Origin of the sequence: Mesorhizobium sp. B3-1-9 (genome assembly GCF_006439595.1) — a bacterium.
Lineage (GTDB): Bacteria > Pseudomonadota > Alphaproteobacteria > Rhizobiales > Rhizobiaceae > Mesorhizobium.
Genome location: NZ_VFTJ01000003.1, coordinates 327,121 through 349,079 on the forward strand (window position 1 = coordinate 327,121; position 21,959 = coordinate 349,079).

The window sequence follows — 21,959 nt, forward strand, 5'->3', positions numbered from 1 at the left end:
ACGCCATGACAATTGCAAGCGCACTGGACTTAGCCCTTCAACCTTGGCAAATTTACTTTGAAGTCATCGGTCGGATACGGTGGTGACTCGGGGGAAATTATCATGACTACTGCGACATTGGGACAACCCGGCAGATTCGAGATCGGCAGGGTATTCAGCAACACCTTCGGCGTGATTGGCCGAAACATCGGACTTTGCGTGGGCTTGGCGGCTTTGTTTGCGGGCCTGCCGGCATTGCTCGTCAGGCTGTGGACCCAGCCGCAGATCGACGCAATGATGCAGCGCGACCCCGCCACCATGGCCGACCCGGGCGCCATGTTTCGCAATTCCTACATCACCATCATCGCCGGGCTGATCTCCTTTGTGTGCGCGCTGCTGCTGCAGTCGGCGCTGGTGCGGGCGACCATCGAGGACCTCAACGGCAAGCGCCCGTCCTTCGGCGACTGCATCCAGATTGCGATCCGCTTTCTGCTGCCGACGCTTGGCATCGGCCTTCTCGTCGGTCTCGGCGCGGGTATCGGCCTGATGCTGTTGATCGTGCCGGGCATCATCCTCTGGCTCGGCTGGTCGATGTCGGTGCCGGTTCTCATCCAGGAGCGGCGGGGCGTGTTCGGCTCGATGTCGCGCAGCCGGGTTCTGACCAAGGGCAGCCGCTGGGCGCTGTTCGGCCTGTTCCTCATTCTCATCATCATCGCGATGATCATCCAGTGGGGAATATTGCTCGTTCTTGTGCTGTTCGGCGGCATCATAGCCGAGATCGGAGCCGCGCTGGTGCAGACCGTGGTGTCGATGGTGCTGTCGATCGCCACGGCGGTGAGCTACGTCGAACTGCGCCAGGCGAAGGAAGGTGCAAGCATCGACGAACTGGCGGAGATATTCTCGTAAGTCTGCGCTCCGCGCAGCAAACAGGGATCGCCGACTTGTTAACGCAGCTCAGCCTATCGGACGGGACAAGAGTGGTTTCGGGGACGCTGGCTCGCCCTGAAACACTTCGGATCGGCCGGATTTTAAGTGAGAGCTTCGCGGTTATCGGCCGCAATCTGCCTCTTTGCAGTTTCCTGGTGTTGATTCTCAGCATTTTTCCGACGGCCGTTTTTTCGCTCTGGTCGTGGGGCTTGGCCGAACATGGTATTCCGGCAGCTTCAAACCAAGCGCGGACTCTTGAGGTCGTCCGCGCCGTCAGCCGCATAGGTCTTGCCGGCATGCTTCAGCTTGCGGTCGCCTTTGTGGTGATGGAAGATTCGCGGGGCCGTGAAGCGACACTGCAAGATTGCATGGGGGCAGCAGGAAGACGGGCGCTTTCCGCCGCTCTCGTCTGGCTGATTGCCAATGCGGTTTTGAATTTCAGCGCAGCAACTTATTGGCATGCTATAGGCGATTATGTCCGGTTTCCGAAACACACTCCCTTGCCGCTGACTGATGGGATCATGATCGCCGGCGCGGCTGTCGTTTCCATTCCCGGCATTGTGTTGTGGGTGCGCTGGTTCGTTGCCGTTCCTGCGCTTGAGCGCGAGAGGCCAGGCATACTGAAACCAAATATACTAAAAAGCCTTCGCCGCAGTCGCGACCTCACCAAGGGAAGTCGATGGTTGCTGGCCGTGCTTTGGCTCATCATGTTCGGCATGTCGTTTCTGATGATCGAGATATCAAGATATTGGGTGCGCCCCCTCGGCGTCGCCTTTCTCGTTTCGTTCGACACGCTGACGACCGCCGCCGACTCCCTATTGACGGCTGTAATAATGGCTGCAAGCTACATCGAAATTCTGAGAGTCAAGGAAGGGGGCGCGCTCGAAGACGTGTCCCAGATATTTTCATAAATTAAGCGGTTGCCAGGACTCCACTCAATGGCAGCAGTCGTGCTGCGGTAGGCCGGCGGGCTCCCCTCTCGTCCGGCACAGGCATGACGAGGTGATCGCTACGTCCGCCTTGGCCAGCGCCGCAGCAAGCTTCGCCTTTAGCCCCGGCAATTCCTCTTTCTCGCCGCGTCGCTTCAGGCATTCGACCAGCCCGTGCAGCGCCCAGACATTGTCCGGGTGCTGGGCGCAGCGCTGCACGGCGCCGCTCAGGCCCAGATCGTCGCGATAGACCTGCTCGGCCTCCGCGGCGTGACCCTGGTCGAGCAGCAGAGCGGCCAGCGCGTGGCGCGGCGGGTGCATCCAGGCCCATGGTTCGGTGTAGGAGAGATTGTCGTCGAACTCGACCGCGCGGCGCAGATGCTCGTAGGCTTCATCATGCCGCCCCTGGTGATAGGCGAGTTCCCCATCGAGCAACGCCGCGCCCACGGCGAGCGAGGCTTTTGTCGGGTTGCTGAGGAAGCGGCGCTCCGGTGCAATGCTGTCGATTTGCCGGCTAAATAGTTCGCGCTCGCGCTCGGCCGCCGCGAATTCGCGCAGCGTCGCAAGCGCCACGCCCTTGGCGTAATGCTGCAGCGCGGTGGTCACCACATAGAGATCTGGCTCGCCGTACATCGGCTCGTCGATGATCTCGCGCCAGCGCCCGAAGCGCACCTGCACATGCGATTTCATCGCGTGGTAGCCCTCGACCGTCTGCGTCAGTTTCGGCCGCCCGGCAATGCTGACGACGTCGCGTGTCACCAGGCTGCGCACCTTGTCGGCCGCCCACAGGGCAGGGCGGTACTGGCCAAGGAACATGCAGGTGAACATCATCAGATGCAGGTCGTGGCAGCAGCCGAGCAGGTAATAGGTCGGCTCGCCGGCATAAGCGAGGTAGAGATCGTTGGCGCGCACCGCCTTCTCGCTGGCGATCTTCGCCTTCTCATACTCGCCGCAGAGCACGTAAATGTGCCCAGGCATATGGTTCATGTGGCCGGCATCGGGGCACATCGTGCCCAGCCGCTCCGCCGAGCGCGTGCCACGCTCTGGCTGCGTCGACATTTCGAGCAGATGGATGTGAAGATGCAGCGCCGCCGGATGCGGCGCGGCACCTGCCTCGTCCGAGAGCCGGATCGAACGTTCGCAGATCTCCAGCGCTTCGAGCACGTCGGAATTCGGTGCCGGCGCGCCGGTCTTGAGGTTCCACAGGCGCCGCACCGTGCGCATCATCAGCGCCTCGACCGTCAGCGCCATCACGTCATGATCGTCTGGAAAGTCGCGATAGACCTTTCGCATGGCAGTAGCAAAGGCGTCGTCCCATTTTTCGAACTCGGCCGCGCTCACGCCATGCGGCTGCTGGAAGCGGGCGGCCAGCGCCTCGATCAGCCGCTGCTCGACGGGGCTTGCTTGGGCCGCGCTGGCTTGTGCAAGCCGCGCATGCTCGAAGCAGCGCCTGGCGACATGGTCGGCCTCGGCCTTGCCATGTTCCTTCCAGGTCAAATTGTAGAAAGGCCCGGCGGCATAGGCGATGCCCCAATGCACGAAGGCGCAGCCGGGATCGGTCTCCAGCGCCCTCTCGAAGCATTTGATGCCTTCCTCATGGTTGAAGCCGTAGCACCAGTTCAGCCCGATATCGAACCAGCGTTGCGTTTCCGCCGAGGATGTAGAGATGGGGCGGCGATAGGTGCCGAGATCGAAGTGGTCCATGCCTTGCTGCTTCTCGCATTCCCCCGGCGGACAGCCGGTCGGCGCACTCTGTGCCGAAATGCGTTGGCTTGGCAAACAGCAAACGGCCGGCGCGGCCTTGAACGCCGCGCCGGCCGCTCGGTCCTGGGAGGATCAGGACTCCAGCCAGACTTTTTCGAAATGCTGCTCGAGCGCCTGGTGCTGTTCGCAACCCTGCACGCCCTTGCGGTAAGTGCGGTAGACCGAGCGCCAATAGGGCTGGATGATGATGCCGGAATCGCGCAGATTGGTCTCGATCTTGGCCATGATCTCCTTGCGCGCCGCCGCGTCGGGCGTCGCAAGCGCCCTGTCGAGCAGTTCGTCGAACTCCTTGTTCGCATAGGCGCTTTCATTCCAGGCCGCGCCGGACTTGTAGGCTAAAGCCAGCACCTGGACGCCGAGCGGCCGGCCGAGCCATTCGGTGCAGGAATAGGGGAATTTGCTCCAGTCGTTCCAGAAAGTCGCGGCCGGCAATACCGTGCGCTTGACCTTGAGGCCCGCCTCGCGGATTTGCGCCGCGATCGCATCGGCGGTACTCTTTTGCCATTCGATGTCGACCGAGATCAGCTCATATTCGTGGTCGGCCTTGCCGGCTTCGGAAATCAGCTTCTTGGCCTGATCGACATCGCGCACCGCAGGGCCGATATCGGCGAATTCCGGATGCATGGGGCCGACATGGTGGTTGTCGGCGGGTTTTCCGCGACCGTCGATGCCGAGCTTCAGCACGGCCGCATTGTCGACGGCAAGCTGGGCGGCGCGGCGCACCTTGACGTCGTCATAGGGCGCGTTGGAGACATTGAAGCGCGCGACGATGGTCGAGCCGGTGGCGATCTCGGAGTTCTGCAGGCCCATCTGGTCGGTCTGCGACACGGCGTCCGAAGCGGTCTCGTGATCGGTGTCGATCTCGCCGGATTCGAAGGCCGACAGCATGGCGTTGGGGTCCGAGCCGTAGTCGACCCATTTGATGCCGTCGAGATAGAATTCGCCCTTCCACCAGGGTTTGTCCTTGCGCTTCACCTCCGCGCCCGTCTCGGCGTCCCAGCTCACCAGTTCGCATGGGCCGGTGGTGATGGCCAAAGCCTTCTTCGGGTCGGCATCGCCCTCATAGGAGCGGTGCATGATCAGCGCCGGATAATCGGCCATGCCGGCGATCAGCGAGATGTCGGGCTTCGGCAGGTTGATCTTGACGGTATGGTCGTCGATCTTCTGGATGCCGCCGTCGACCGGCTTCTTGGTGTCGGCGTTGACCAGCGCGCCCATGCGCGCGGCAACCGAATTGCCGGCGACCGAGGCGTCGCACCAGCGGTTGAGGTTGTGGATCACATCGTCGGCGTTGAAAGTGTCGCCGTTCGACCAGGTGATGCCCTTGCGCACGTGAAGCGTGATCGTCTTGGCGTCATCGCTGGTTTCCCAGCTTTCCAGCAGCCAGGGCTCGAAAGAAAAGTCGGTGTTCCAGCGCACCAGATATTCGTTGCACTGACGCGCGACATTCGACATCTCGACGCCGTCGAAGGTGCGCGGGTCTTTAAAACCTTTGACGTTCATCGCCACACGCAGCACGCCGCCCTTTTTCGGCTCGGCGGCGCGGGCAGGCGAGGGAGCGATCCCGCCCAGCGCCATCGCGCCGGCGGCGCTGACGCCAAAGCCGGCCATCAGCGCCAGGTATTCGCGCCGGCTGATCGCGCCCTTCCCGAAATCGTCGGCGATCGGCCTGGCGCGCGGGTGCAGTTTTCTGTCGGTCAGCATGAACTTCATCGTCGTTCCCTCTGTTGTTGAGCGCCCCGGGGACGCCATGCGCGGGGGCGGATGCGACCGCCGGAGCGCCATTGCCTGCGAAGGATGATAGGTCCGCTTTCCGTAGGGAAATGTTTGGTTTTCCGCAGTTCTTGTGCGCTGTTCCGCAGGGGACAGCTGATCTCCCCCCTTGTGGGGGAGATGTCCGGTAGGACAGAGGGGGGCGCTGTCCCGCCATACGTCTCAGCGGATTGGAGATGTCTTCTCAGGCAGATGTCGGACGTTAGGAAACCGAAGGGTCGCGATCCTTCGCGCCCCCCTCTGGCCTGCCGGCCATCTCCCCCACGAGTGGGGAGATTAGCGCTCCGCCACCGGCACCCAGCCTTGCAATGTCGCTGATAATCCTTCGAAACGCCGCCGCCGCGCGCGGCACCGTCGGGCGCGCCCGCAGAAAGCTGTGCACCAGCCGCGGCTCCTCGCGCCACATCGCCTGCCCACCGGCGGCGAGGATGCGGTCGCGATAGGCCTCGCCGTCCGACGACAGCGGATCGCATTCGGCGGTGACGATCACCGTCGCCGGCAGACCGGAGAAATCACGAACCATGAGTGGAGAAAGGGTCGGGTCCTCAGGCGATTGCCCAGGCGCCGAGCGGACGCGGCGGTAGAACTCGATGTCGGCGAGCGTCAGCAGCGGCGCCTCGGCGTGCTCGACATAGGAACGCCCGCTCCCGTCGCCGCCCAGGCCGGGATAGATCAACATCTGGCCGATGGCATGCCGCGCATGATGTCGCGTCGCTTGCGCCACCGCGGCGGCGAGGTTGCCGCCGGCGCTCTCGCCACAAAGCAAGATCGGCAGCGTGCTGGTCGCGGCGACCCATTCGAACACAGCAAGAGCATCGTCGAAGGAAGCTGGATGAAGATGCTCCGGCGCCAGCCGATAGTCGGCCGAGACCACCTCGAAACCGGTGCCGGCGCAGATTTCGGCACAGATGTCGTCATGGCTGGCGAGATCGCCGAGCACGAAGCCGCCGCCATGATAATAGACGACGATCGCCGCTGCCGCCTTGCCCGCCATGCGGTAGCGCCGGACTGGGATGGCATGCGCCGCCGTGGCGACAAGACCGTCGCTGGTCGTCACGCCTTCGGGATGTCCTTGATGGAAAGCCACGCACATTTTGTCGTACACGGCGCGCTGCTCGGCGATCGGCGCGGCCACGATCTCCGGCGGGTACCAGCTGTCGACCTTGTCGATATAGTCCCACAGCTCAGGGTCGAGCCGATCGGCATATTTGCCGCGCCTCGCCGAATTGCTTGGGTTGCTGGCCACTGTCGTCAGAGCTCGGCGTAGAGCCGCGCCGCGTTCTCGAAGGTGAAGCGCAGCGGCACCGAACCCTCGACCTGCCAGACATTGACCGTGTCGCCTGCCATCAGCCGGCAGGCGTCGAGCGTGTTGGCGACGGCGCCGCCATAGAGCCGGTTGGCGAGGTTGAGGACGCCGGTCTGATGCATGGCCGCACTTGCGCTGCCGCAGGCGTCCTTGACCAGCAGCACGCGAAAGCCTCGCGCCACCGCGTCCTTCACCGTGGCGTCGATGCAGGCCTCGGTCCAGACGCCGGCGATCACCAGCCATTCGATGCCGGCTGCCTTGAGCTTGTCCCCGAAATCGTTCTTGCCAAAGGCGCTGGCTTCCTGCTTGACCAGAGTGGCTTCGCCGTTTTGCGGCGCCACCTCATGGCAGATCGCCGTCAGCGGATCGTCCTTGTCGGAGAAGGCCGACTTGCCGCTTTCGTCCACCGGGTGGAAAGGCCGCGCCTCGGCAAGATCCACGATATAGGCCCAGTGGTGGAGCGGCACGAAATTGCGCCGCGCCGCCTCTTGCAGGCGCTGCACATTGGCGAGGATATCGGCAAACCCCTCGACCAGATAGCGTCTGTCCTTGCGATGCTCCTCCTGGAGATCGATGAACACCGCGGCCACCGTGCCGCGTCGAATGGAAATGGGCGTTTTCATGCGTATGCTCAAACTTCATCATTCCAGGGCGAAGCAGCCGCGCAGCGGCGTCGCGAAGACCCTGGAATCCATGCCGTTACCTTGATCGTCAATTGCTGCCTAACAGAATTCCGCACCGCGGCGAAGCGGAGACGGAACGGCATGGCTTCCAGGGTCTGCGCCACGTCGTTTCGCTCCTTGCTTCGCCCTGGAATGACGACGGCACAGGTGTTGCGGCCAATCGCCAAGGCTTGCGATGCCGGACCGGCGCTCATCGTGCTTGCCTGCATCAAAGCTGCGGCTCCAGAAACTCATCCTCATAAGGAAAGCGCGAGAGCAGTTCGGTGCCGGTCTCGGTGATCAGGATCTCGTCCTCGAGCTTGACGCCTTCGCGGCCGCCTTTCTCGCCGATATAGCTTTCCACGCTCACCACCATGCCAGGCACGATGATGCCGTCGCGGCCATAGGTCTCGTAGTCCATCGAGTGCGCGATGAAAGGCGTTTCGCCATGCATGCCGACGCCGTGCATGACCGAGGTGTAGCGCTGGTCGACGAAGCGATCGGGGATTTTCCACGCCTTCTCGGCAATCTCGCGGAACGCCATGCCGGGCTTCACGATTGCGATATTGTGCTGCACCTGGTCGTGCGCCATGCGGTAGAGCGATTTCTGATAGGGCGTCGGCTTGCCCGGGCCGCAGCGGAAGGTGCGCGAGAAGTCGGAATAATAGCCGTAGCAGCCGATCGTGTCGGTATCGAGCGCCAACAACTCGCCCGGCCTGATCTTGCGGCCGCTCGCCTCGTTGAACCATGGATTGGTGCGCTGTCCCGAGGTGAGCAACCGGGTCTCGATGAACTCGCCGCCTTGCCGGATCACCTCGCCATACATGATGGCGAACAGCTCGTTCTCCGAAACGCCGGGCTTGATCGCCTCGCGCACTGCCGCCACCGCGGCCTCGGCGCCGGCCATCGAGGCCAGCAGGCACTTCACTTCCTCTGGCGTCTTCACCGCGCGCACCGCCAGGATCTCGCCCTGGCAGTCCTTGACCTCGCAGCCGCGCCTTTCCAGGGCCAGCGCCTGGAGATGGCTGCAGCGGTCGAGGCCGAGCTTCATCGATTCGCCGCCATGCTTCTTCAACAGCTCGGTGATCTCGTCGGCGAACGGTCCGGCGGTCTCGTCATCGCGACCCGAGACCGACGACCAGACCAGCTTGGAAGGCCGCGCCTCGTCGATCGTGTCGAGCACCATGGAGACGTGGTAGCTCTGCGGATATTCGAACAGCACGATCGGCCCTTCGGTCGGGATGAAGAAGTACCGCGTCGAGTTGCGCAGGAAATAGCCGAACATGTTGCGCGAGCCGGTGGCATAGCGCTGGTTGTAAGGGTCGAACAGCACGATGCCGCCATAGCCCGCCTCGCGCATCCAGCCGCGCAGCTTGGCGAGCCGTCCCTTGCGTAGCGCGTCGGCATCGATGAAGGACGGCTCGGTGTCGGAGAGCCACATGCCGCCGGCCGGATCGGCCGCGGCCGGATGGCGCATGCGGTCCTTGAAGTCCACATCCTCGGTGCTGTCGGGGTCGAAAACGACGATGCTCATGCGGGGTCTCCTGATGCGGAGAACATGAGCTATGCGTCACGCAAAGTGTGTGCGGATTCCCGCAGATGTCGTGCCGAATGCCGCACCAACGACGAAGGAAACGTAGAGCCGCACCATTCCAACTAATGCCGCCGCATCGCCTTCGGCGCGTGTCCATGCTCCTCGCGAAACGCCCTCGCAAAGCTCGACATCGACGCAAACCCGCACGCCAGCGCGACATCGCGCACCATCAGCGTCGAATGCGCCAACAGGTCGGCCGCGCGCTTCAGCCGCAGCCGCCGGTAGTATCCGTTGGGCGACACATCCAGTTCGGCGCGGAAATTGCGCTCGAGCTTGTCGGACGACACGCCGAGCCTTGCCGCCAGCTCCGCCATGCCGAGCCGCTCTTCCACAGCGTCCTCCATGATGGCGATGGCCGATAGCACCAGCTCGTTCTGGACGCCGGTGCGCAGCCTGAGCGGCATCAGCTTGCGGTCGACGCTGGAGCGCAAGGGCGAGTGCACGAACCATTCGGCGACGCCCGCCGCAATCTCGGCGCCACAGTCGCGCGTGATGATCTCCAGCATCATGTCGAGGCTGCCGACGCCGCCGGCCGAGGTGAAGCGCTTGCGGTCGATGACGAAGAGATCGCGCCGAAGCTCGATATCCGGAAAAGCCTCGCTGAAGGCGGCCTGGCTGGTCCAGTGCAAGGTGCAGGCATGGCCGTCGAGCAGGCCGGCGCGGGCGAGGAAGAAGGCGGCGTCGGCAACAGCGCCGATATGCGCGCCGCCGCGCAGGCTTTTGCGGATCCAGCTCATCGCCTCGTCGGCCACGACATGGTCGGCATCGCCGCCCGAGCAGACGACGATGCGGTCGACCTTCGGCGCGTCGGAGGCGCAGAAGCCCGGCTGGATGACGACGCCGTTGGAGGCCTCGACCGTGCCCCAGTCTGCGCCGACGATCACCCAGCGGTAGCATTCGCGCCTGGCAAGCACGTTGGCCGCGCGCAGCGGCTCGATGACGGAAGAAAACGCCATCATTGGAAAGCCGGGAAAGACCAGCACCGCGAAGGTCAAAGGCGCTCCGCCCGCCGCCTGTTTTGGCTGGTTGCGTGAACTCATGGCTGACGGCCGTAGCGCGGCAGCACGATATGGGCTGTGAGCGGCGCGAGTTCCATGCCGCTCGCCAGCTCCGGGTTCAGCCAGATCATCTCCTCGATCTCTGCCGCCGGGACTGGCTCGCCGGTGAAGGAGAGTTCGAACAGCTCGGCCTCGACGCGGGCGTCAGGCTCATTGGCGGCGGGCGCCGAGAAGGAACCGAGATGGAAGGCCTCGGCCGGATCGACGGCAACGCCCAGCTCCTCGCGCAATTCGCGCGCAAGGGCGGCGGCCGGCAACTCGCCCGGCTCGATCTTGCCGCCGGCCTGCATGAAGGCGCTGGTACCGCGCTTGCGCACCAGAAGCAGCCTGCCGCCGTCGTCGCGGATGACAGCGGCGGCGATGCGGATCGTCCTGGCCCTCGCTGATCTGGAATGACTGGAGGTCACGATAGGCTGTTTCCCGACGGCGGTTTTGGTGGCACAGAGAGGTGAACTGTAGCCGGCCGCGCGGCCGGCTTGCAACGGAGAGATCAAACGATGTTCGCGGCAACGGCAATCGACACAAGCAACAAGCCGGCCTTCTACAAGGAGTTGGCCACGCAATTGAAAGCGCTGCTGGAAGGCGAGGGCGATTCCGTCGCCAATGCCGCCAACACGGCGGCGCTGATCTATCAGATGGTGCCCGGTCTCAACTGGGCCGGCTTCTATTTCCTCGCCTCCGAGGACGAGCTGGTGCTCGGGCCCTTCCAGGGCAAACCCGCTTGCGTTCGCATCGCCGTCGGCAAGGGCGTCTGCGGCAAGGCCATCGAGCTCGACATGTCGATGCTGGTCAAGGACGTCAACGAATTTCCCGGCCACATCGCCTGCGATGCCGATTCGCGTTCCGAGCTGGTGGTGCTTTTGCGCGACGCTGAAGGCGCGTTCGGCGTGCTCGACCTCGACAGCCCGCTGCCCGGCCGCTTCGACAAGGAAGACCAGGCCGGCATCGAGAAACTCGCCGCGATCTATGTCGCGGCATGTGAGTTCGAGGACAATGACGAAGACGAAGACGAAGACTGAGAGGTGAGGCCGGCCCCGGCCTGCCTCAGGCGAACCTCACCAGCACCAGGCTGAAGCCCGCGATGAAGATGAACGCCGAGAAGGCCAGCATCAGTGGCCGCAGGCCGCGCGAGCGCAGCTCGGAAATATCGGCCTGAAGGCCCATGGCGGCGAGCCCCATGGTCAGCATGATCTGCGCGGCTAAAGCGATCACCGAGTGGAACTGGGCCGGGATCGCGACCAGGCTGTTCAACGCCACGATCGCGACGAAAGCGGCCACGAACCAGGGCATCGGCGGCTTTGCGCCGGATGCGTCGGTGCTGCCGCGGCGCGCCATCAGGCCGAGCGCGATCACCATCGGCGCCAGCATGGCGACCCGCGTCAGCTTGGCGACGGTCGCGGTCTCGCCGGAGAGCGTGCCGTTCTGGAAGCCGGCGCCGATCACCTGCGCCACCTCGTGGATCGAGGCTCCCGCCCACAGACCGAATGCGTGCTGATCGAGCCCAAGAACCGGCGCCAGCAGCGGAAAGCCGAGCATGGCGACGGTTCCGAACAGCGTGATCGCGGCAACGGCGTAGGTGACGTCCTCGTCGCGCGCATCGGTGACGATGTTGGTGGCGACGATCGCCGAGGCGCCGCAGATCGAGGTGCCGGCGGCGATGAGTTGCGCGAGCTTCCGGTCGACGCCGATCAGCCGGCCGAGCGTGATGGTGAAGAGGAAGGTGGCGCCGAGCGTGGCGGCGACGATGCCGACGCCGCCAAGGCCGATGCCCGCTACCTGGCCGAGCGTGAGCTGGAAACCCAGCAGCACGATGGCGAAGCGCAGCAGGCGCTTTTGCGAAAAGGCGATGCCGGCCTTGGCATGGGCGGGAAGGCCGAGCACGTTGGAATAGACCATGCCGGCGACGACCGCCAGGATCATCGGGCTGAATAAGGTGAGGCCGGAGAAACCGCGCGCAGAGTAGGCGACACTGGTGATCATCGCCACCAGCACCAGTCCCGGCACGACGCCGATTGAGATCGAGGTTGGGGCAGGGCGCTTGCGCTCGGCGTTGGCCGAGTTCAGGCGATTTGGAAGATCGTTCGCGGTGGCGGGGAGGAAGGACAATTCAATTCTCCAGGCGCTTCGCAGCCGGAATGCCATTCCAGAACCAATCTTTCCAACGAATTATTCGGGTTATAATGATCGATTTTTACGAACGATGCGGGAGAGGTTCGCCGGATCGGGCGAGGTGCCTGCCGTGTCGACGCTGCCGGCTTGACAGCGTCTCGGCTCCCGGTCCAATTTCCGGTCATGATCGCCTTTTTCGCAAATCCGCAGCGACGCCGCCGTTCGAAGGAGCGGCAAGCTGATTGCGTGAAGACAAAGGCCGGCTAGCAAGTCACCCGGTTCGTCCGTCCCAGCCCCGCCCATCGCAACGATCGGCGGGTTTTTTGCATTTTGGAGTGTCTGAATGAGCGTCGTCTCTTCCCTGGAGTTTCGGCCGGCCGAGCCGGCGGACGCCGCGGCAGTCAAGGCCGTCGTGCGCGAAGCCTACGCCAAATGGGTGCCGGTGATCGGCCGCGAGCCCTTGCCGATGCGCGCCGATTACGACAAGGCCATCCGCGAGCATCGGTTCGAGCTCGCCATCGAGAACGGCCGCATCATCGGCCTGATCGAAACCATTGCGCGTGACGATCATATCTGGATCGAGAATGTCGCCGTGGCTCCCGAGGCGCAGGGCAGGAGCATCGGGCGCAAGCTGCTCGACAGCGCCGAGCGCAAAGCCGTTGAAGCAGGCCTTCGCGAGCTTCGCCTGCTGACCAACAGTGCCTTCGTGACAAATGTGTCGCTGTACAAAAGGCTCGGCTATGCCATCGATCGTGAGGAGCCGTTCATGGACGGCACGACGGTCTATATGAGCAAGAGCCTTCCATGACCACGGCAACCAGAGACGGAATTCGACGAATGCCTGCCCGGATCAGATTGAAGCAACTTCCCGGTCTTTATGCGATTGCACGGCTTGAAGCTGGAGAAACTATTCCTGACTGGGCAGACGGACCAGGCTTCGTCAGCATCAGCAGGACGGATGACGAACTGTCGATCGCCTGTTTGCAGGAGCGTGTCCCGGCTGCCGTCAGGCAGGACAACAACTGGGTCGCCTTCAAATTCGAAGGCCCATTTGCCTTCGGCGAAACCGGCATCGTGCTGTCGGTAATCAGACCGCTGTCGGAAAATGCTCTGGGCATCTTCGTCGTCTCTACCTTCGACGGCGACCACCTGTTGGTGAAGGCCTCGGACGGGGCCGCGGCGATCCGGTTGCTGGGCGAAGCAGGACACACACTGTTCTAACTCTGTGACGGCGGCATTCGCTCTGGCGCAACGCCTGACGCGCTGGCTCAAACACTTCAAGCTTGCGTTTGACAGAGCACATGTCGCATCGTTATTTCTGGCGATATACGACGACCACCTCACCACAATCGACCAAAAGCGGCCCGCAGGGAGCGAAACCATGTCACACGATCTGCAATTCTATATCGACGGCGCCTGGGTCGATCCCGTGGTGCCGAACACTCTCGACGTCATCGACCCCTCGAACGAAGACACTTTCGCCCAGATTTCACTCGGCTCCAGGGCCGATGTCGACAAGGCGGTGGCCGCCGCCAAGCGCGCTTTCGCCACTTTCGGCTTCACCTCGGTCGAGGAACGGCTCGATATCCTCCACCGCGTCATCGAAGTCTACAAGAAGCGCAGCAAGGACCTTGCCCTCGCCGTTTCGCGCGAGATGGGCGCGCCGCGTCAGATGGCGCTGGACAGCCAGGTCGGGGTCGGCCAGGCGCATCTGGAAAAGATGGCCGAGGTGCTGAAGAGCTTCCAGTTCCGCCACGTCAAGGGCTCGGCGCTCATCGTCAAGGAGCCGATCGGCGTCGTCGGCCTGATCACACCGTGGAACTGGCCGCTGAACCAGATCACCTGCAAGGTCGGTCCCGCGCTTGCCGCCGGCTGCACAATGGTGCTCAAGCCGTCGGAGATCGCGCCGCTCGACGCCATCATCTTCGCCGAGATCATCGACGAGGCCGGCGTGCCGAAGGGCGTCTTCAACCTCGTCAACGGTGACGGTCCGGGCGTCGGCCAGGCGTTGGCCAGCCATCCGGATGTCGACATGATGTCCTTCACCGGTTCGACCCGCGCCGGCATCCTGGTCGCCAAGGCGGCGGCCGACACGGTCAAGCGCGTGCATCAGGAACTCGGCGGCAAGTCGGCCAACATCCTGTTCCCCGATGTCGATCTGGAGCGGGCCGTCACCAAGGGCGTCGCCGGCTGCTTCGGCAACAGCGGCCAGTCCTGCAACGCGCCGACCCGCATGTTTGTGCCGCGCGACCGCCACGACGAGGCGGCCGGCTATGCGAAGAAGGCGGCGGAGAAATTCACCGTCGGTCCGGCCGACGCTCCCGCGTCCAAACTCGGCCCGGTGGTCAGCCAGATACAGTTCGACAAGATTCAAGCTTTGATCCAGAGCGGCATCGACGAGGGCGCCACGCTGGTGGCCGGCGGCCCCGGCCGCCCGGCCGAGCTCAACCGCGGCTACTATGTCCGCCCGACCGTCTTCGCCAATGTCACGCACGACATGCGCATCGCCAGCGAGGAAATCTTCGGGCCGGTTCTGTCGATCATGCCTTACGACACGGTGGAGCAGGCGGTCGAGCAGGCCAACGACACCGTCTACGGCCTTGCCTCCTACATCCAGGCCAAGGACATCGAGAAGGCGCGCGACGTGGCTGCCCGCATGCGCTCCGGCAATGTCTACATCAACTACCCGACCTGGGATGCGGGCCTGCCTTTCGGCGGCTACAAGCAGTCCGGCAATGGCCGCGAATATGCCGAATACGGCCTGGAGGATTTCCTCGAGATCAAGGGCATCGCCGGTTACGAGGCGGCGGAGTAGGCATCACGGGTCGAACCAGGCCTCCGAAGAAGCTTATGAAGGGCGCGGCCTCGGCCGCGCCTTTTCATTCGGGCTGACCGCGCAGGTCAGACGTGGCCGTAGAAATCCCGGTGCACGGCGACGGAATAGGCATAGTCCAGCAAGGTCGACCAGCTGAACATGGGCATGTCGATTTCGCGCTGTATCGCCCGGCCAAAGGGCTGAAACCCGGTGCATTCCAGGACCATGGCTCCCATGTCCGAATGGGCGGCGGCGAAATCCTTCGCGACCTTGACGATGTCGCGCTCGGCCAGGTTATAATCCGCGGTAGGGATTTCGGGCCGGATGTCCTTTGTCCAGAGATTGTCGAATTGTGGGGTCTTGCCGTCATCCTTGGCGCCGTGGACGATATAGTTCGTTCCGAGCGTCACGCCGACCGAAGTCAGGTGCCGGTCACTGAGCCGGTCGCCCTCGGCGACGAGAATGCCGACGACCCTTTCGGGACCGATGATCATCTGGGCGAGGGGTACCTGCAGCAGGCTCGACGCGAAAACCGGCACATCGACGCTGGCCGCGATCTCCTTCTGGAACCAGGCGAAGTAGCCGCATTCGGCGGCGATCGCGCGACATCCCATGCGTTCCAGCTTCCGCGCGGCCCTGACAATCGGCTCGAGCAGGGCTTTCTTGTCGTCGCCGCGGACGAGGTGCTGGATGTCGACGCCTTCGGCGATTTCATACTGGATCGGAAAGGGATAGGCGCTGGCGTTGCGCACGTCGCCGGGGAACCCGGGATAGACCTCGTCCAGGATGATGATGCCCAGGCCCATTCCGTAGCAGGAATGATTTTTGCGGGCGTGAATTCGTTGAACCCCTGAATCGCGAGCCGTCATCCAAGTCTCCGCACATCGTTGCGGCGAAGCTAGTTGCTTATGAATGCCCCAGGAAATAGCGTTTCGTTATGATCATCCAAAGACGCTTATGAAGGTGCCCGTCATGCTTTCCCGACGCGGTGAGATATCCGTGCGCCGTGTGCGCAGCCTGCTGACGGTGCTGGAACTGAACTCGTTCACCCAGGCCGCGGAAGAGCTGGGCCTTACCCAGCCGGCCATCTCGCAGCACGTCACGCAGCTGGAAAAGCAATTGGGCTTCACGCTCCTGGTCCGCGACCGCGAAGGGCTTCGGCTCAGCCCCGCCGGCAGTTCGCTGCTGCCCGGGCTGCGGCGGCTTGTTGCGGGCAACGAGGCGATCGTCGATCAGCTCGCTTCGCTCAGCCTGGGCACCGAGCAGATCCTGCGGGTTGCAAGTGTGGCGTCCTTCGCCGCGATGTTCATTGGCCCCGCCTTCCATGCGCTGCGGCCCCGGTTCCCGAACCATGTGCTCGATATCGTGGAGATCGACAGCGAGGAAACGTTTCAGCTCGTGAGGTCGAACGAGATCGATTTCGGCATCAGCAGCGTGTTCGTTCCGTCGCCCGGTCTGCTGTTCGAGCTGCTCTGCCAGGACGGCGCCTGCGTGGTCCTGTCGACATCGCATCCTCTCGCCGCCAGATCCGAGCTTGCCGATGAAGAGGTGCTTGCCGAACCTTTCATCCGCTTTCCCTCGGGAACGACATCGGGCAATTGGCTGGCCATGATGTCGGAGCGGTCCGGCCTGCAGCCGAGAACCGTCGTCGAGGTGCGCCAGCTGATGACCGGCTGCCAGCTCGCGCAGCAGAACATCGGCCTGACCGTCGTCCCCGAGATCGCCGCCAGATCGTGCCCGCTGCCCGGCCTGGCCGTTGTTCCCTTGCGGGATGGCCTGCCGCCGAGAAAGCTGGGCGTGGTCACCAGCGAGTTTCACCAGCCGTCGCAATTCGAGAATGCGGTTCTCGCGGAGCTGCGTGAAATGACCTGGCCGCTTCGAAGCATTTAGGCCGGAAAATACCCCTCCGGTAGCGAGAGGTAACTGAAATCACCGGCTAGCTTACGGATTCGCCCGCCGCGCGAAATGCTCATGCGTCACACGCCAGGGATCGCCATCGGCGGCTCTTTCCTCCCCGATCCAATGAAAGCTGTCGGCCGTGATCTCGGTGAAGCGCCATCTCGCTTGCAGGCCCCGCCAGTCTTCCCCGATCTGGACGATGTCCTTGCCCTCGGCCCGTCCGATCTGGCGCGAATAATCCTGGTTGAGCGGATCGCTCCAGATGATGTGCCAGCCGCCGATCCCGGGATCGAAGACGCGCAGGGTCGTTCCATACATGGTGGACGGGGCAGGGCGCCTGGGCCTGATCCAGAGGTCCTGAATGGCGCGGCCTTCGAGCACCCAGCCGAAATGGCATTCGCCAGTCGATTTCTGGATGGCGCCGTCATCGAGGTGATGGATCGTGTCCATGTCCCAGCTCCCGACCAGCCATCCGTAGAGACTCATCTCCTTCCGCCGCTCGGTTGGAGGACCTTCGGACGCAAGGGCAGTGAAAAACGAGGACATTGGCGTGATCTTTCTCCAACGGAACGGCAGGGCAGCAGCCATGCGCTGACAACCCTCGCAGCGTTGCCGGTTCCGGGCTTGGGAAAATTGCTGTAATGCGGCGATGGATCAAACTGCCGGCAAGGCGACTGGCGTCCACGCACCATGCTTTGAATGCGAGACGTCAGCGGGACGCTGGTGGGAAATATGCCCCCTCTATTCCCCGTCAATCCGGCACCATCTCGCGATCCGGGCAAGCTCATTTGCTGCTGCTCCGCATCCATGTGGAGGCGTTGCCCATCGGATAGCCGCGCAGGTCGTGCCCAGATATCGATGCCGACCGGTAGGTTGGCCTTGCTGACTGAGGGCGGCGAGCGGCCCGGCAGCACTTCGAACAGAAAGAGCCCCGCCGGCGAGATGCCTGCGGGGCTCTTTCAGCGGACGTGTCGATTACCGACGATCGCTTCCGCGGCCATCATGGTGGCTGCCATGCGCACCGTTCAGGCACTGGGTCCAGTAATCGTCGTGATTGCTGCAGGAGTTGATAGTCGCCTGCTGAGCATAAGCCGAGCCAACGAGCCCAGAAGCAGCAACAATTGCAAGAACTGCATTACGAAGGAACTTGGTCATTTCATTTTCCTTTGTTTTTAAATCCGGTCGCGCCGGTCGATGACGGTTTTGCCGCGCATTCGTTTCGGTCCGATGGCGCCTGGGCGCGTATTTGTTTCGAAAAGGAAACTGCGCGATGGCGGCAGATCGATTCGGCCGGGGGCCTTGAACTCATTTGCACGCAAATGTTTCAGGGCGAACTGTTCCTGTTACGGGCCTCCTGTTTCCGTGCAATGCGACGGAAACATTCATCGATCATTTAGCTCGCCATAACGAAGGCAGCAGGGATCGACCCCCTCCCTGCCACGGCGGACCAGGGATGAGATCTATGTCGATACTGAAGACGTTGAACCGCATGGGCGCGGCCCTGAAATATGCGCAGGATGCCCGCAACCCGACGCGGATGCGGAACGGGCTGCCGTCCGACAATCAGTCGGATGTTTGCTGGCCGGTAATGCCGACAACCAAACATTTGTCGTCGAACATTTGGGGCGCGATCTGAAATAGCGATCGCTCCCAAGCCGGATCATTGATGTGCAGATGGCACGATCACGTTGCAAGCTTCGGGTAACGGGCCGCAACCGCGCCTCTCGGCACCTCCCGAGCTCGTCGCGAGTGTGTTTGCGGCTTACCCACGTCCCGCCTCGATGATACCGACCATTGCCCGGGTAAATTCGACCATGCTGTTTGCCGTCATGGCTGCATTGTCGGGAGACTGCCCGATATGCTCGGCCGCTCCGCAGCATGACCGGCGGATGCTGTCGTAGTATGGATCTCTCTCATCGTCCGGCATCGTCGCCAAATTCAGCGCGCGACGATGGATCATGCGCAACAGCTGCGCCAATGCCGTTTCGACACTCATGCGTTTGCTCCGCATCGGTCGGGCGTCTCGGCATACTGGGTGCCGGATCGTCGATCGGGGACCTCCCGATTCGAACAGGCTGCGCTTCAGCCGTTAACATATCGTTTATTGCTAATATAACCGCAGATCGGGCGGAGCTCAGCCCATGGCGAAGCCCACTGTGATGTTTGGCAATTCGCGGAAACTTGTGGCTGGGGAACCTGGATTCGAACCAGGACTAACGGAGTCAGAGTCCGTGGGTCTACCGTTAACCTATTCCCCAGCAGGCGCGATTGGTATCGCGCGAAGCGGGCGGCTCATGCGCCGCGAGCGCTGCCTTGTAGCCGCCATCGAAAAATAGTCAAGCCCGCAGCAGAGATCAACCGCAGGCTTTTTGAGCCTTTGTCCGATGCATGTCGTTCGCCCAAAACCGCTCCGCGCTTTTGGGCGACATGCATTGGCTCCGCCGCTAGGCGCCGAAGGCTTCAGTTCTTCTCGCGGCTATATTGCGAATGCTCGAAATAGAGCACCACACTAAGGCCGATCAGCAGCGGAATGATGAGATAGAACAGGCGGAACACCAGAAGGGCGGCGAGCACGCCGACTGGGTCCATGTCCGAAAGGCCGGTGAGGAAGACGAACTCGAACACGCCGAGCGCGCCCGGCGCGTGCGACAACAGCCCGATCGAGAACGACACCATGAACACGCCGAGCACGACGAAATAGCCGGGATTGCCAACCTCGGGCAGGGCAAAATAGATGATCGCGGCGGCCCCAAGCAGTTCGACCGGCCCGATCAGCAATTGCCGCGCCACGATCGGCAGTGCCGGATAGTGCAGCTGGAAGCTGCCTATCTTCAGCGGTCTGAGCCGCAACCAGCTGCCGAAGGCGTAGGCGCCGACAAGGATGAGCATGGCGAGCCCCGCGGCGAAGGTCGCGCCGTGATGCGGCGCGCCCGTGAAACGATCGATGATCTGGGGTTCGAGCAACAGCACGAGGCCGCCGAGGAAAACGCTGGACAGGATGAAGGTGAACCAGCAGATCGCCACCAGCACGCCGACCTCCTGGCCGGTCAGCCCTCTCGTGGCGTAGGCGCGGTAGCGGATGACCGCGCCGGAAAACACCGAGCCGCCGATATTGTGCGACACCGCGTAAGTGGTGAAGGAGCACAGCGTGACGAACAGCCACGATACCTTCTTGCCGATATGCAGCAGCGCGATGTGGTCGTAGCCGGCGAGCGCGGCATAGGCGACGATCGAGCTCAGCGCCGCGAGCAGCCAGCCGCGCGGCGGGATGGCGGAGATGCCGATCCAGACATCGTTGAGCGAAATGCCGCGCAGTTCGTGAATGAGCAGCCACAGCGAGAATGCGACGGCCGCGATGCCTATGACCGGCCAGAAATAGCGCCTCACGTCGTCATCATGCGTTGCAGCTCATTGATAGATGTGCCCAAAACCCTTTCGAACCCTCATTTGAGACATGCCCGATTGAAGCCGGCTATTCAACCGGCAAGACATTGCCCCAACGTGACGCTGGCAAAATGCGACGTTAGCGAAATTCGGCCATGCGCTCTTGGTGATTGCGAACGGCGCTGCTACTCTGCCCTCAACTTGAAACAAATCGAGGTGCCTGCTGCGTCCGTTCCCGGTTCGCGCGGCGCCGGAAGGAACTGAAGTGGAAGACCACGATACCGGCGCGGGCGCGTCGGCAGTGGGCATGTCCGGGGCATCGCCGACGCAGTCGGCGGGCCCGCACACGGCGCGATTCAGCCGCCACGCGGGTGCGCACCAAAGACACGCCGACCCCAGACATGCCAACCAGAGGCAGACTGGCGCAAGTCAGGCCGACCAGCAGGGCGATCAGCCGAAAGGCAAGACGCGCAAGCGCCGCAAGCGCAGGCGTGGCCGCAAGGTGTTCGCGCGCGACGACAGCGGCGCCCTGCCGCATGCCGCGCCTGCCAGCCCGGCGGCAAACCAACCTCGGACCGCGCCGCCACAGGTTGAGCCAAGGCTGTCGGTCCCGCCACGTCCGCCGCAGCAGGAATTGCCGGTTTTCGCCGCGCTCGACCTCGGCACCAACAATTGCCGGCTGCTGGTCGCGGTGCCCGGCCGTCACGGCCAATTCCGCGTCATCGACGCTTTCTCGCGCATCGTCAGACTGGGCGAGGGGCTCACCGCCAGCGGCCGGCTAAGCCAGGCCGCGATGGACCGCGCCGTCGAGGCGCTGAAGATCTGCGGCGAGAAACTGCGCAACCGCAAGATCAGGAAAGCCAGGCTGATCGCCACCGAAGCCTGCCGTTCGGCCGCCAACGGCGTCGAATTCCTGGACCGCGTCGAGCGCGAGGCCGGGCTGAAGCTCGAAATCATCGACCGCCAGACCGAGGCCCGCCTTGCCGTCTCCGGTTGCGGCTCGCTGGTCGAGCGCGACACGCAGGGCGTGGTGCTGTTCGATATTGGCGGCGGCTCGTCAGAAATCGCCCTGATCGACCTGACTGGGCGGCGCTCTCCGCGGCTCGCCAATCACATCGTGTCGTGGACCTCGCTGCCTGTCGGCGTGGTGTCGCTCGCCGAGCGCTTCGGCGGACGCACGGTGACGCGCGAGACCTTTGCCGCCATGGTCGACGACGTGGCTACGCGGCTGAAGGTCTTCGACGGCCGCGACCGGCTCGCGCATGTGCTGGCCAGCCCGAACTTCCATCTGCTCGGCACCTCCGGCACGGTGACGACGCTGGCCGGCGTGCATCTCGATCTCGAGCGCTACGACCGCCGCCGTGTCGATGGCCTCTGGATGGATCGCGACAGCGTCGATCGTATGATCGAGCGGCTGATCGGCTGGGATTTCCAGCAGCGCTGCGCCAATCCCTGCATCGGCGCCGACCGCGCCGACCTGGTGCTCGCCGGCTGCGCCATACTGGAAGCGATCCGCGGTGTCTGGCCGTCCGAGCGGCTGCGCGTCGCCGACCGCGGCCTGCGCGAGGGAATCCTGAGCGAACTGATGGCCGATGACGGCGTCTGGCGTGGCGATGGTGGGCGCCGCGCATGATCCCAAAAGGTGGCCGCGTTGTTTTGATCAGCAGTCGACCCCCACTCCGTCGAGCTTCGCTCGACACCTCTCCCCCGATCGACGGGGGAGAGGAAAGGCGCGAGGTCGCCAGCCTTGGCTCCCTTCC

Annotated in this window: 23 protein-coding genes and 1 tRNA gene; 9 read left to right on the top strand and 15 right to left on the bottom strand. The window is 63.4% G+C overall.

Going from position 1 to position 21,959, the window contains the following annotated elements; translation table 11 throughout:
- The first annotated feature begins 102 nt into the window (after positions 1-102).
- Both FJW07_RS07815 and FJW07_RS07820 read left to right on the top strand, forming a co-directional pair.
- The gene (locus FJW07_RS07815) at positions 103-885 is read left to right on the top strand and encodes a hypothetical protein (protein WP_140641295.1); all 783 of its coding nucleotides are present in this window, start codon (positions 103-105) and stop codon (positions 883-885) included.
- Between the two features lie 35 nt (positions 886-920).
- On the top strand, positions 921-1,817 hold the full coding sequence (locus FJW07_RS07820) for a hypothetical protein (protein ID WP_140855576.1): 897 nt from the start codon (positions 921-923) through the stop codon (positions 1,815-1,817).
- Between the two features lie 24 nt (positions 1,818-1,841).
- Here FJW07_RS07820 and FJW07_RS07825 read toward each other — a convergent pair whose 3' ends face one another.
- From FJW07_RS07825 to FJW07_RS07860, 8 genes are all read right to left on the bottom strand, one after another.
- Positions 1,842-3,539 carry a tetratricopeptide repeat protein gene (locus FJW07_RS07825; protein ID WP_140855577.1) on the bottom strand — a complete coding sequence of 566 codons (1,698 nt, stop codon included), beginning with the start codon at positions 3,537-3,539 and terminating at the stop codon, positions 1,842-1,844.
- A 132-nt stretch (positions 3,540-3,671) separates the two neighbouring features.
- On the bottom strand, positions 3,672-5,312 hold the full coding sequence (locus FJW07_RS07830; protein WP_140855579.1) for an ABC transporter substrate-binding protein: 1,641 nt from the start codon (positions 5,310-5,312) through the stop codon (positions 3,672-3,674).
- A 262-nt stretch (positions 5,313-5,574) separates the two neighbouring features.
- Entirely contained in the window at positions 5,575-6,618 is a 1,044-nt protein-coding gene (locus FJW07_RS07835; protein ID WP_140855581.1) for an alpha/beta hydrolase, read from the bottom strand.
- Between the two features lie 5 nt (positions 6,619-6,623).
- A complete protein-coding gene (locus FJW07_RS07840; protein ID WP_140855583.1) occupies positions 6,624-7,301 on the bottom strand; it encodes an isochorismatase family protein in 678 nt (225 codons plus the stop codon).
- An 8-nt stretch (positions 7,302-7,309) separates the two neighbouring features.
- Positions 7,310-7,573: a hypothetical protein gene (locus FJW07_RS07845; RefSeq protein WP_140855584.1), complete on the bottom strand. Its 264-nt coding sequence runs from the start codon at positions 7,571-7,573 to the stop codon at positions 7,310-7,312.
- Positions 7,570-8,874 (bottom strand): Xaa-Pro peptidase family protein, encoded by a 1,305-nt coding sequence (locus FJW07_RS07850; protein WP_140855585.1) that lies wholly within the window; start codon positions 8,872-8,874, stop codon positions 7,570-7,572. Before FJW07_RS07850 ends, FJW07_RS07845 begins: the two co-directional genes overlap by 4 nt.
- A 122-nt stretch (positions 8,875-8,996) precedes the next feature.
- Entirely contained in the window at positions 8,997-9,974 is a 978-nt protein-coding gene (locus tag FJW07_RS07855) for a GlxA family transcriptional regulator (RefSeq protein ID WP_140855587.1), read from the bottom strand.
- Positions 9,971-10,399 carry an NUDIX domain-containing protein gene (locus tag FJW07_RS07860; protein WP_140855589.1) on the bottom strand — a complete coding sequence of 143 codons (429 nt, stop codon included), beginning with the start codon at positions 10,397-10,399 and terminating at the stop codon, positions 9,971-9,973. The genes FJW07_RS07855 and FJW07_RS07860 overlap by 4 nt, the downstream gene beginning before the upstream one ends.
- Before the next feature lie 90 nt (positions 10,400-10,489).
- Here FJW07_RS07860 and FJW07_RS07865 point away from each other — a divergent pair, with 90 nt between their 5' ends.
- Entirely contained in the window at positions 10,490-11,011 is a 522-nt protein-coding gene (locus FJW07_RS07865; RefSeq protein ID WP_140659758.1) for a GAF domain-containing protein, read from the top strand.
- Positions 11,012-11,036: 25 nt separating this feature from the next.
- Here FJW07_RS07865 and FJW07_RS07870 read toward each other — a convergent pair whose 3' ends face one another.
- A complete protein-coding gene (locus tag FJW07_RS07870) occupies positions 11,037-12,098 on the bottom strand; it encodes a YeiH family protein (RefSeq protein ID WP_246680704.1) in 1,062 nt (353 codons plus the stop codon).
- A 346-nt stretch (positions 12,099-12,444) separates the two neighbouring features.
- On the opposite strand from FJW07_RS07870, the gene FJW07_RS07875 reads away from it, so the two are divergent.
- The 3 genes from FJW07_RS07875 to FJW07_RS07885 all read left to right on the top strand — a co-directional run bounded on the left by FJW07_RS07875 (position 12,445) and on the right by FJW07_RS07885 (position 14,916).
- The gene (locus tag FJW07_RS07875) at positions 12,445-12,909 is read left to right on the top strand and encodes a GNAT family N-acetyltransferase (RefSeq protein WP_140855593.1); all 465 of its coding nucleotides are present in this window, start codon (positions 12,445-12,447) and stop codon (positions 12,907-12,909) included.
- Positions 12,910-12,938: 29 nt separating this feature from the next.
- On the top strand, positions 12,939-13,322 hold the full coding sequence (locus FJW07_RS07880; protein ID WP_140855761.1) for an ACT domain-containing protein: 384 nt from the start codon (positions 12,939-12,941) through the stop codon (positions 13,320-13,322).
- A gap of 160 nt (positions 13,323-13,482) precedes the next feature.
- Positions 13,483-14,916 carry an aldehyde dehydrogenase family protein gene (locus FJW07_RS07885; protein ID WP_140855595.1) on the top strand — a complete coding sequence of 478 codons (1,434 nt, stop codon included), beginning with the start codon at positions 13,483-13,485 and terminating at the stop codon, positions 14,914-14,916.
- 86 nt (positions 14,917-15,002) lie between these two features.
- Here FJW07_RS07885 and FJW07_RS07890 read toward each other — a convergent pair whose 3' ends face one another.
- Positions 15,003-15,785, bottom strand: coding sequence for an aspartate/glutamate racemase family protein (locus FJW07_RS07890; RefSeq protein ID WP_140855597.1), 783 nt, complete (start codon positions 15,783-15,785; stop codon positions 15,003-15,005).
- 88 nt (positions 15,786-15,873) lie between these two features.
- On the opposite strand from FJW07_RS07890, the gene FJW07_RS07895 reads away from it, so the two are divergent.
- Positions 15,874-16,806 carry a LysR family transcriptional regulator gene (locus tag FJW07_RS07895; protein WP_181182593.1) on the top strand — a complete coding sequence of 311 codons (933 nt, stop codon included), beginning with the start codon at positions 15,874-15,876 and terminating at the stop codon, positions 16,804-16,806.
- 51 nt (positions 16,807-16,857) lie between these two features.
- Here the strand turns inward: FJW07_RS07895 and FJW07_RS07900 are convergent, their stop codons facing one another.
- Entirely contained in the window at positions 16,858-17,301 is a 444-nt protein-coding gene (locus tag FJW07_RS07900) for a hypothetical protein (RefSeq protein ID WP_246680705.1), read from the bottom strand.
- Between the two features lie 489 nt (positions 17,302-17,790).
- Positions 17,791-17,970 (bottom strand): hypothetical protein, encoded by a 180-nt coding sequence (locus FJW07_RS07905; protein ID WP_140641327.1) that lies wholly within the window; start codon positions 17,968-17,970, stop codon positions 17,791-17,793.
- Between the two features lie 307 nt (positions 17,971-18,277).
- Here FJW07_RS07905 and FJW07_RS31670 point away from each other — a divergent pair, with 307 nt between their 5' ends.
- On the top strand, positions 18,278-18,451 hold the full coding sequence (locus FJW07_RS31670) for a hypothetical protein (RefSeq protein WP_181175269.1): 174 nt from the start codon (positions 18,278-18,280) through the stop codon (positions 18,449-18,451).
- Positions 18,452-18,577: 126 nt separating this feature from the next.
- Here FJW07_RS31670 and FJW07_RS07910 read toward each other — a convergent pair whose 3' ends face one another.
- The 3 genes from FJW07_RS07910 to FJW07_RS07920 form a co-directional block, all read right to left on the bottom strand.
- Positions 18,578-18,811: a hypothetical protein gene (locus FJW07_RS07910; RefSeq protein WP_127306973.1), complete on the bottom strand. Its 234-nt coding sequence runs from the start codon at positions 18,809-18,811 to the stop codon at positions 18,578-18,580.
- Positions 18,812-18,999: 188 nt separating this feature from the next.
- Positions 19,000-19,073, bottom strand: a tRNA-Gln gene (locus FJW07_RS07915).
- A 202-nt stretch (positions 19,074-19,275) separates the two neighbouring features.
- Positions 19,276-20,202 carry a YbhN family protein gene (locus FJW07_RS07920; RefSeq protein WP_140855603.1) on the bottom strand — a complete coding sequence of 309 codons (927 nt, stop codon included), beginning with the start codon at positions 20,200-20,202 and terminating at the stop codon, positions 19,276-19,278.
- Between the two features lie 262 nt (positions 20,203-20,464).
- Here FJW07_RS07920 and FJW07_RS07925 point away from each other — a divergent pair, with 262 nt between their 5' ends.
- Entirely contained in the window at positions 20,465-21,832 is a 1,368-nt protein-coding gene (locus FJW07_RS07925) for a Ppx/GppA phosphatase family protein (RefSeq protein ID WP_140784660.1), read from the top strand.
- The last annotated feature ends 127 nt before the right edge of the window (positions 21,833-21,959 follow it).

Bases quoted from the DNA above. Each gene is read 5' to 3' on its own strand.
- FJW07_RS07815 (WP_140641295.1), top strand. From the start codon at position 103: ATGACTACTGCGACATTGGGACAACCCGGCAGATTCGAGATCGGCAGG.
- FJW07_RS07825 (WP_140855577.1), bottom strand. From the start codon at position 3,539: ATGGACCACTTCGATCTCGGCACCTATCGCCGCCCCATCTCTACATCC.
- FJW07_RS07830 (WP_140855579.1), bottom strand. From the start codon at position 5,312: ATGAAGTTCATGCTGACCGACAGAAAACTGCACCCGCGCGCCAGGCCG.
- FJW07_RS07840 (WP_140855583.1), bottom strand. From the start codon at position 7,301: ATGAAAACGCCCATTTCCATTCGACGCGGCACGGTGGCCGCGGTGTTC.
- FJW07_RS07850 (WP_140855585.1), bottom strand. From the start codon at position 8,874: ATGAGCATCGTCGTTTTCGACCCCGACAGCACCGAGGATGTGGACTTC.
- FJW07_RS07855 (WP_140855587.1), bottom strand. From the start codon at position 9,974: ATGAGTTCACGCAACCAGCCAAAACAGGCGGCGGGCGGAGCGCCTTTG.
- FJW07_RS07865 (WP_140659758.1), top strand. From the start codon at position 10,490: ATGTTCGCGGCAACGGCAATCGACACAAGCAACAAGCCGGCCTTCTAC.
- FJW07_RS07875 (WP_140855593.1), top strand. From the start codon at position 12,445: ATGAGCGTCGTCTCTTCCCTGGAGTTTCGGCCGGCCGAGCCGGCGGAC.
- FJW07_RS07880 (WP_140855761.1), top strand. From the start codon at position 12,939: ATGCCTGCCCGGATCAGATTGAAGCAACTTCCCGGTCTTTATGCGATT.
- FJW07_RS07885 (WP_140855595.1), top strand. From the start codon at position 13,483: ATGTCACACGATCTGCAATTCTATATCGACGGCGCCTGGGTCGATCCC.
- FJW07_RS07890 (WP_140855597.1), bottom strand. From the start codon at position 15,785: ATGACGGCTCGCGATTCAGGGGTTCAACGAATTCACGCCCGCAAAAAT.
- FJW07_RS07895 (WP_181182593.1), top strand. From the start codon at position 15,874: ATGAAGGTGCCCGTCATGCTTTCCCGACGCGGTGAGATATCCGTGCGC.
- FJW07_RS07900 (WP_246680705.1), bottom strand. From the start codon at position 17,301: ATGAGTCTCTACGGATGGCTGGTCGGGAGCTGGGACATGGACACGATC.
- FJW07_RS07905 (WP_140641327.1), bottom strand. From the start codon at position 17,970: ATGACCAAGTTCCTTCGTAATGCAGTTCTTGCAATTGTTGCTGCTTCT.
- FJW07_RS31670 (WP_181175269.1), top strand. From the start codon at position 18,278: ATGTCGATACTGAAGACGTTGAACCGCATGGGCGCGGCCCTGAAATAT.
- FJW07_RS07910 (WP_127306973.1), bottom strand. From the start codon at position 18,811: ATGAGTGTCGAAACGGCATTGGCGCAGCTGTTGCGCATGATCCATCGT.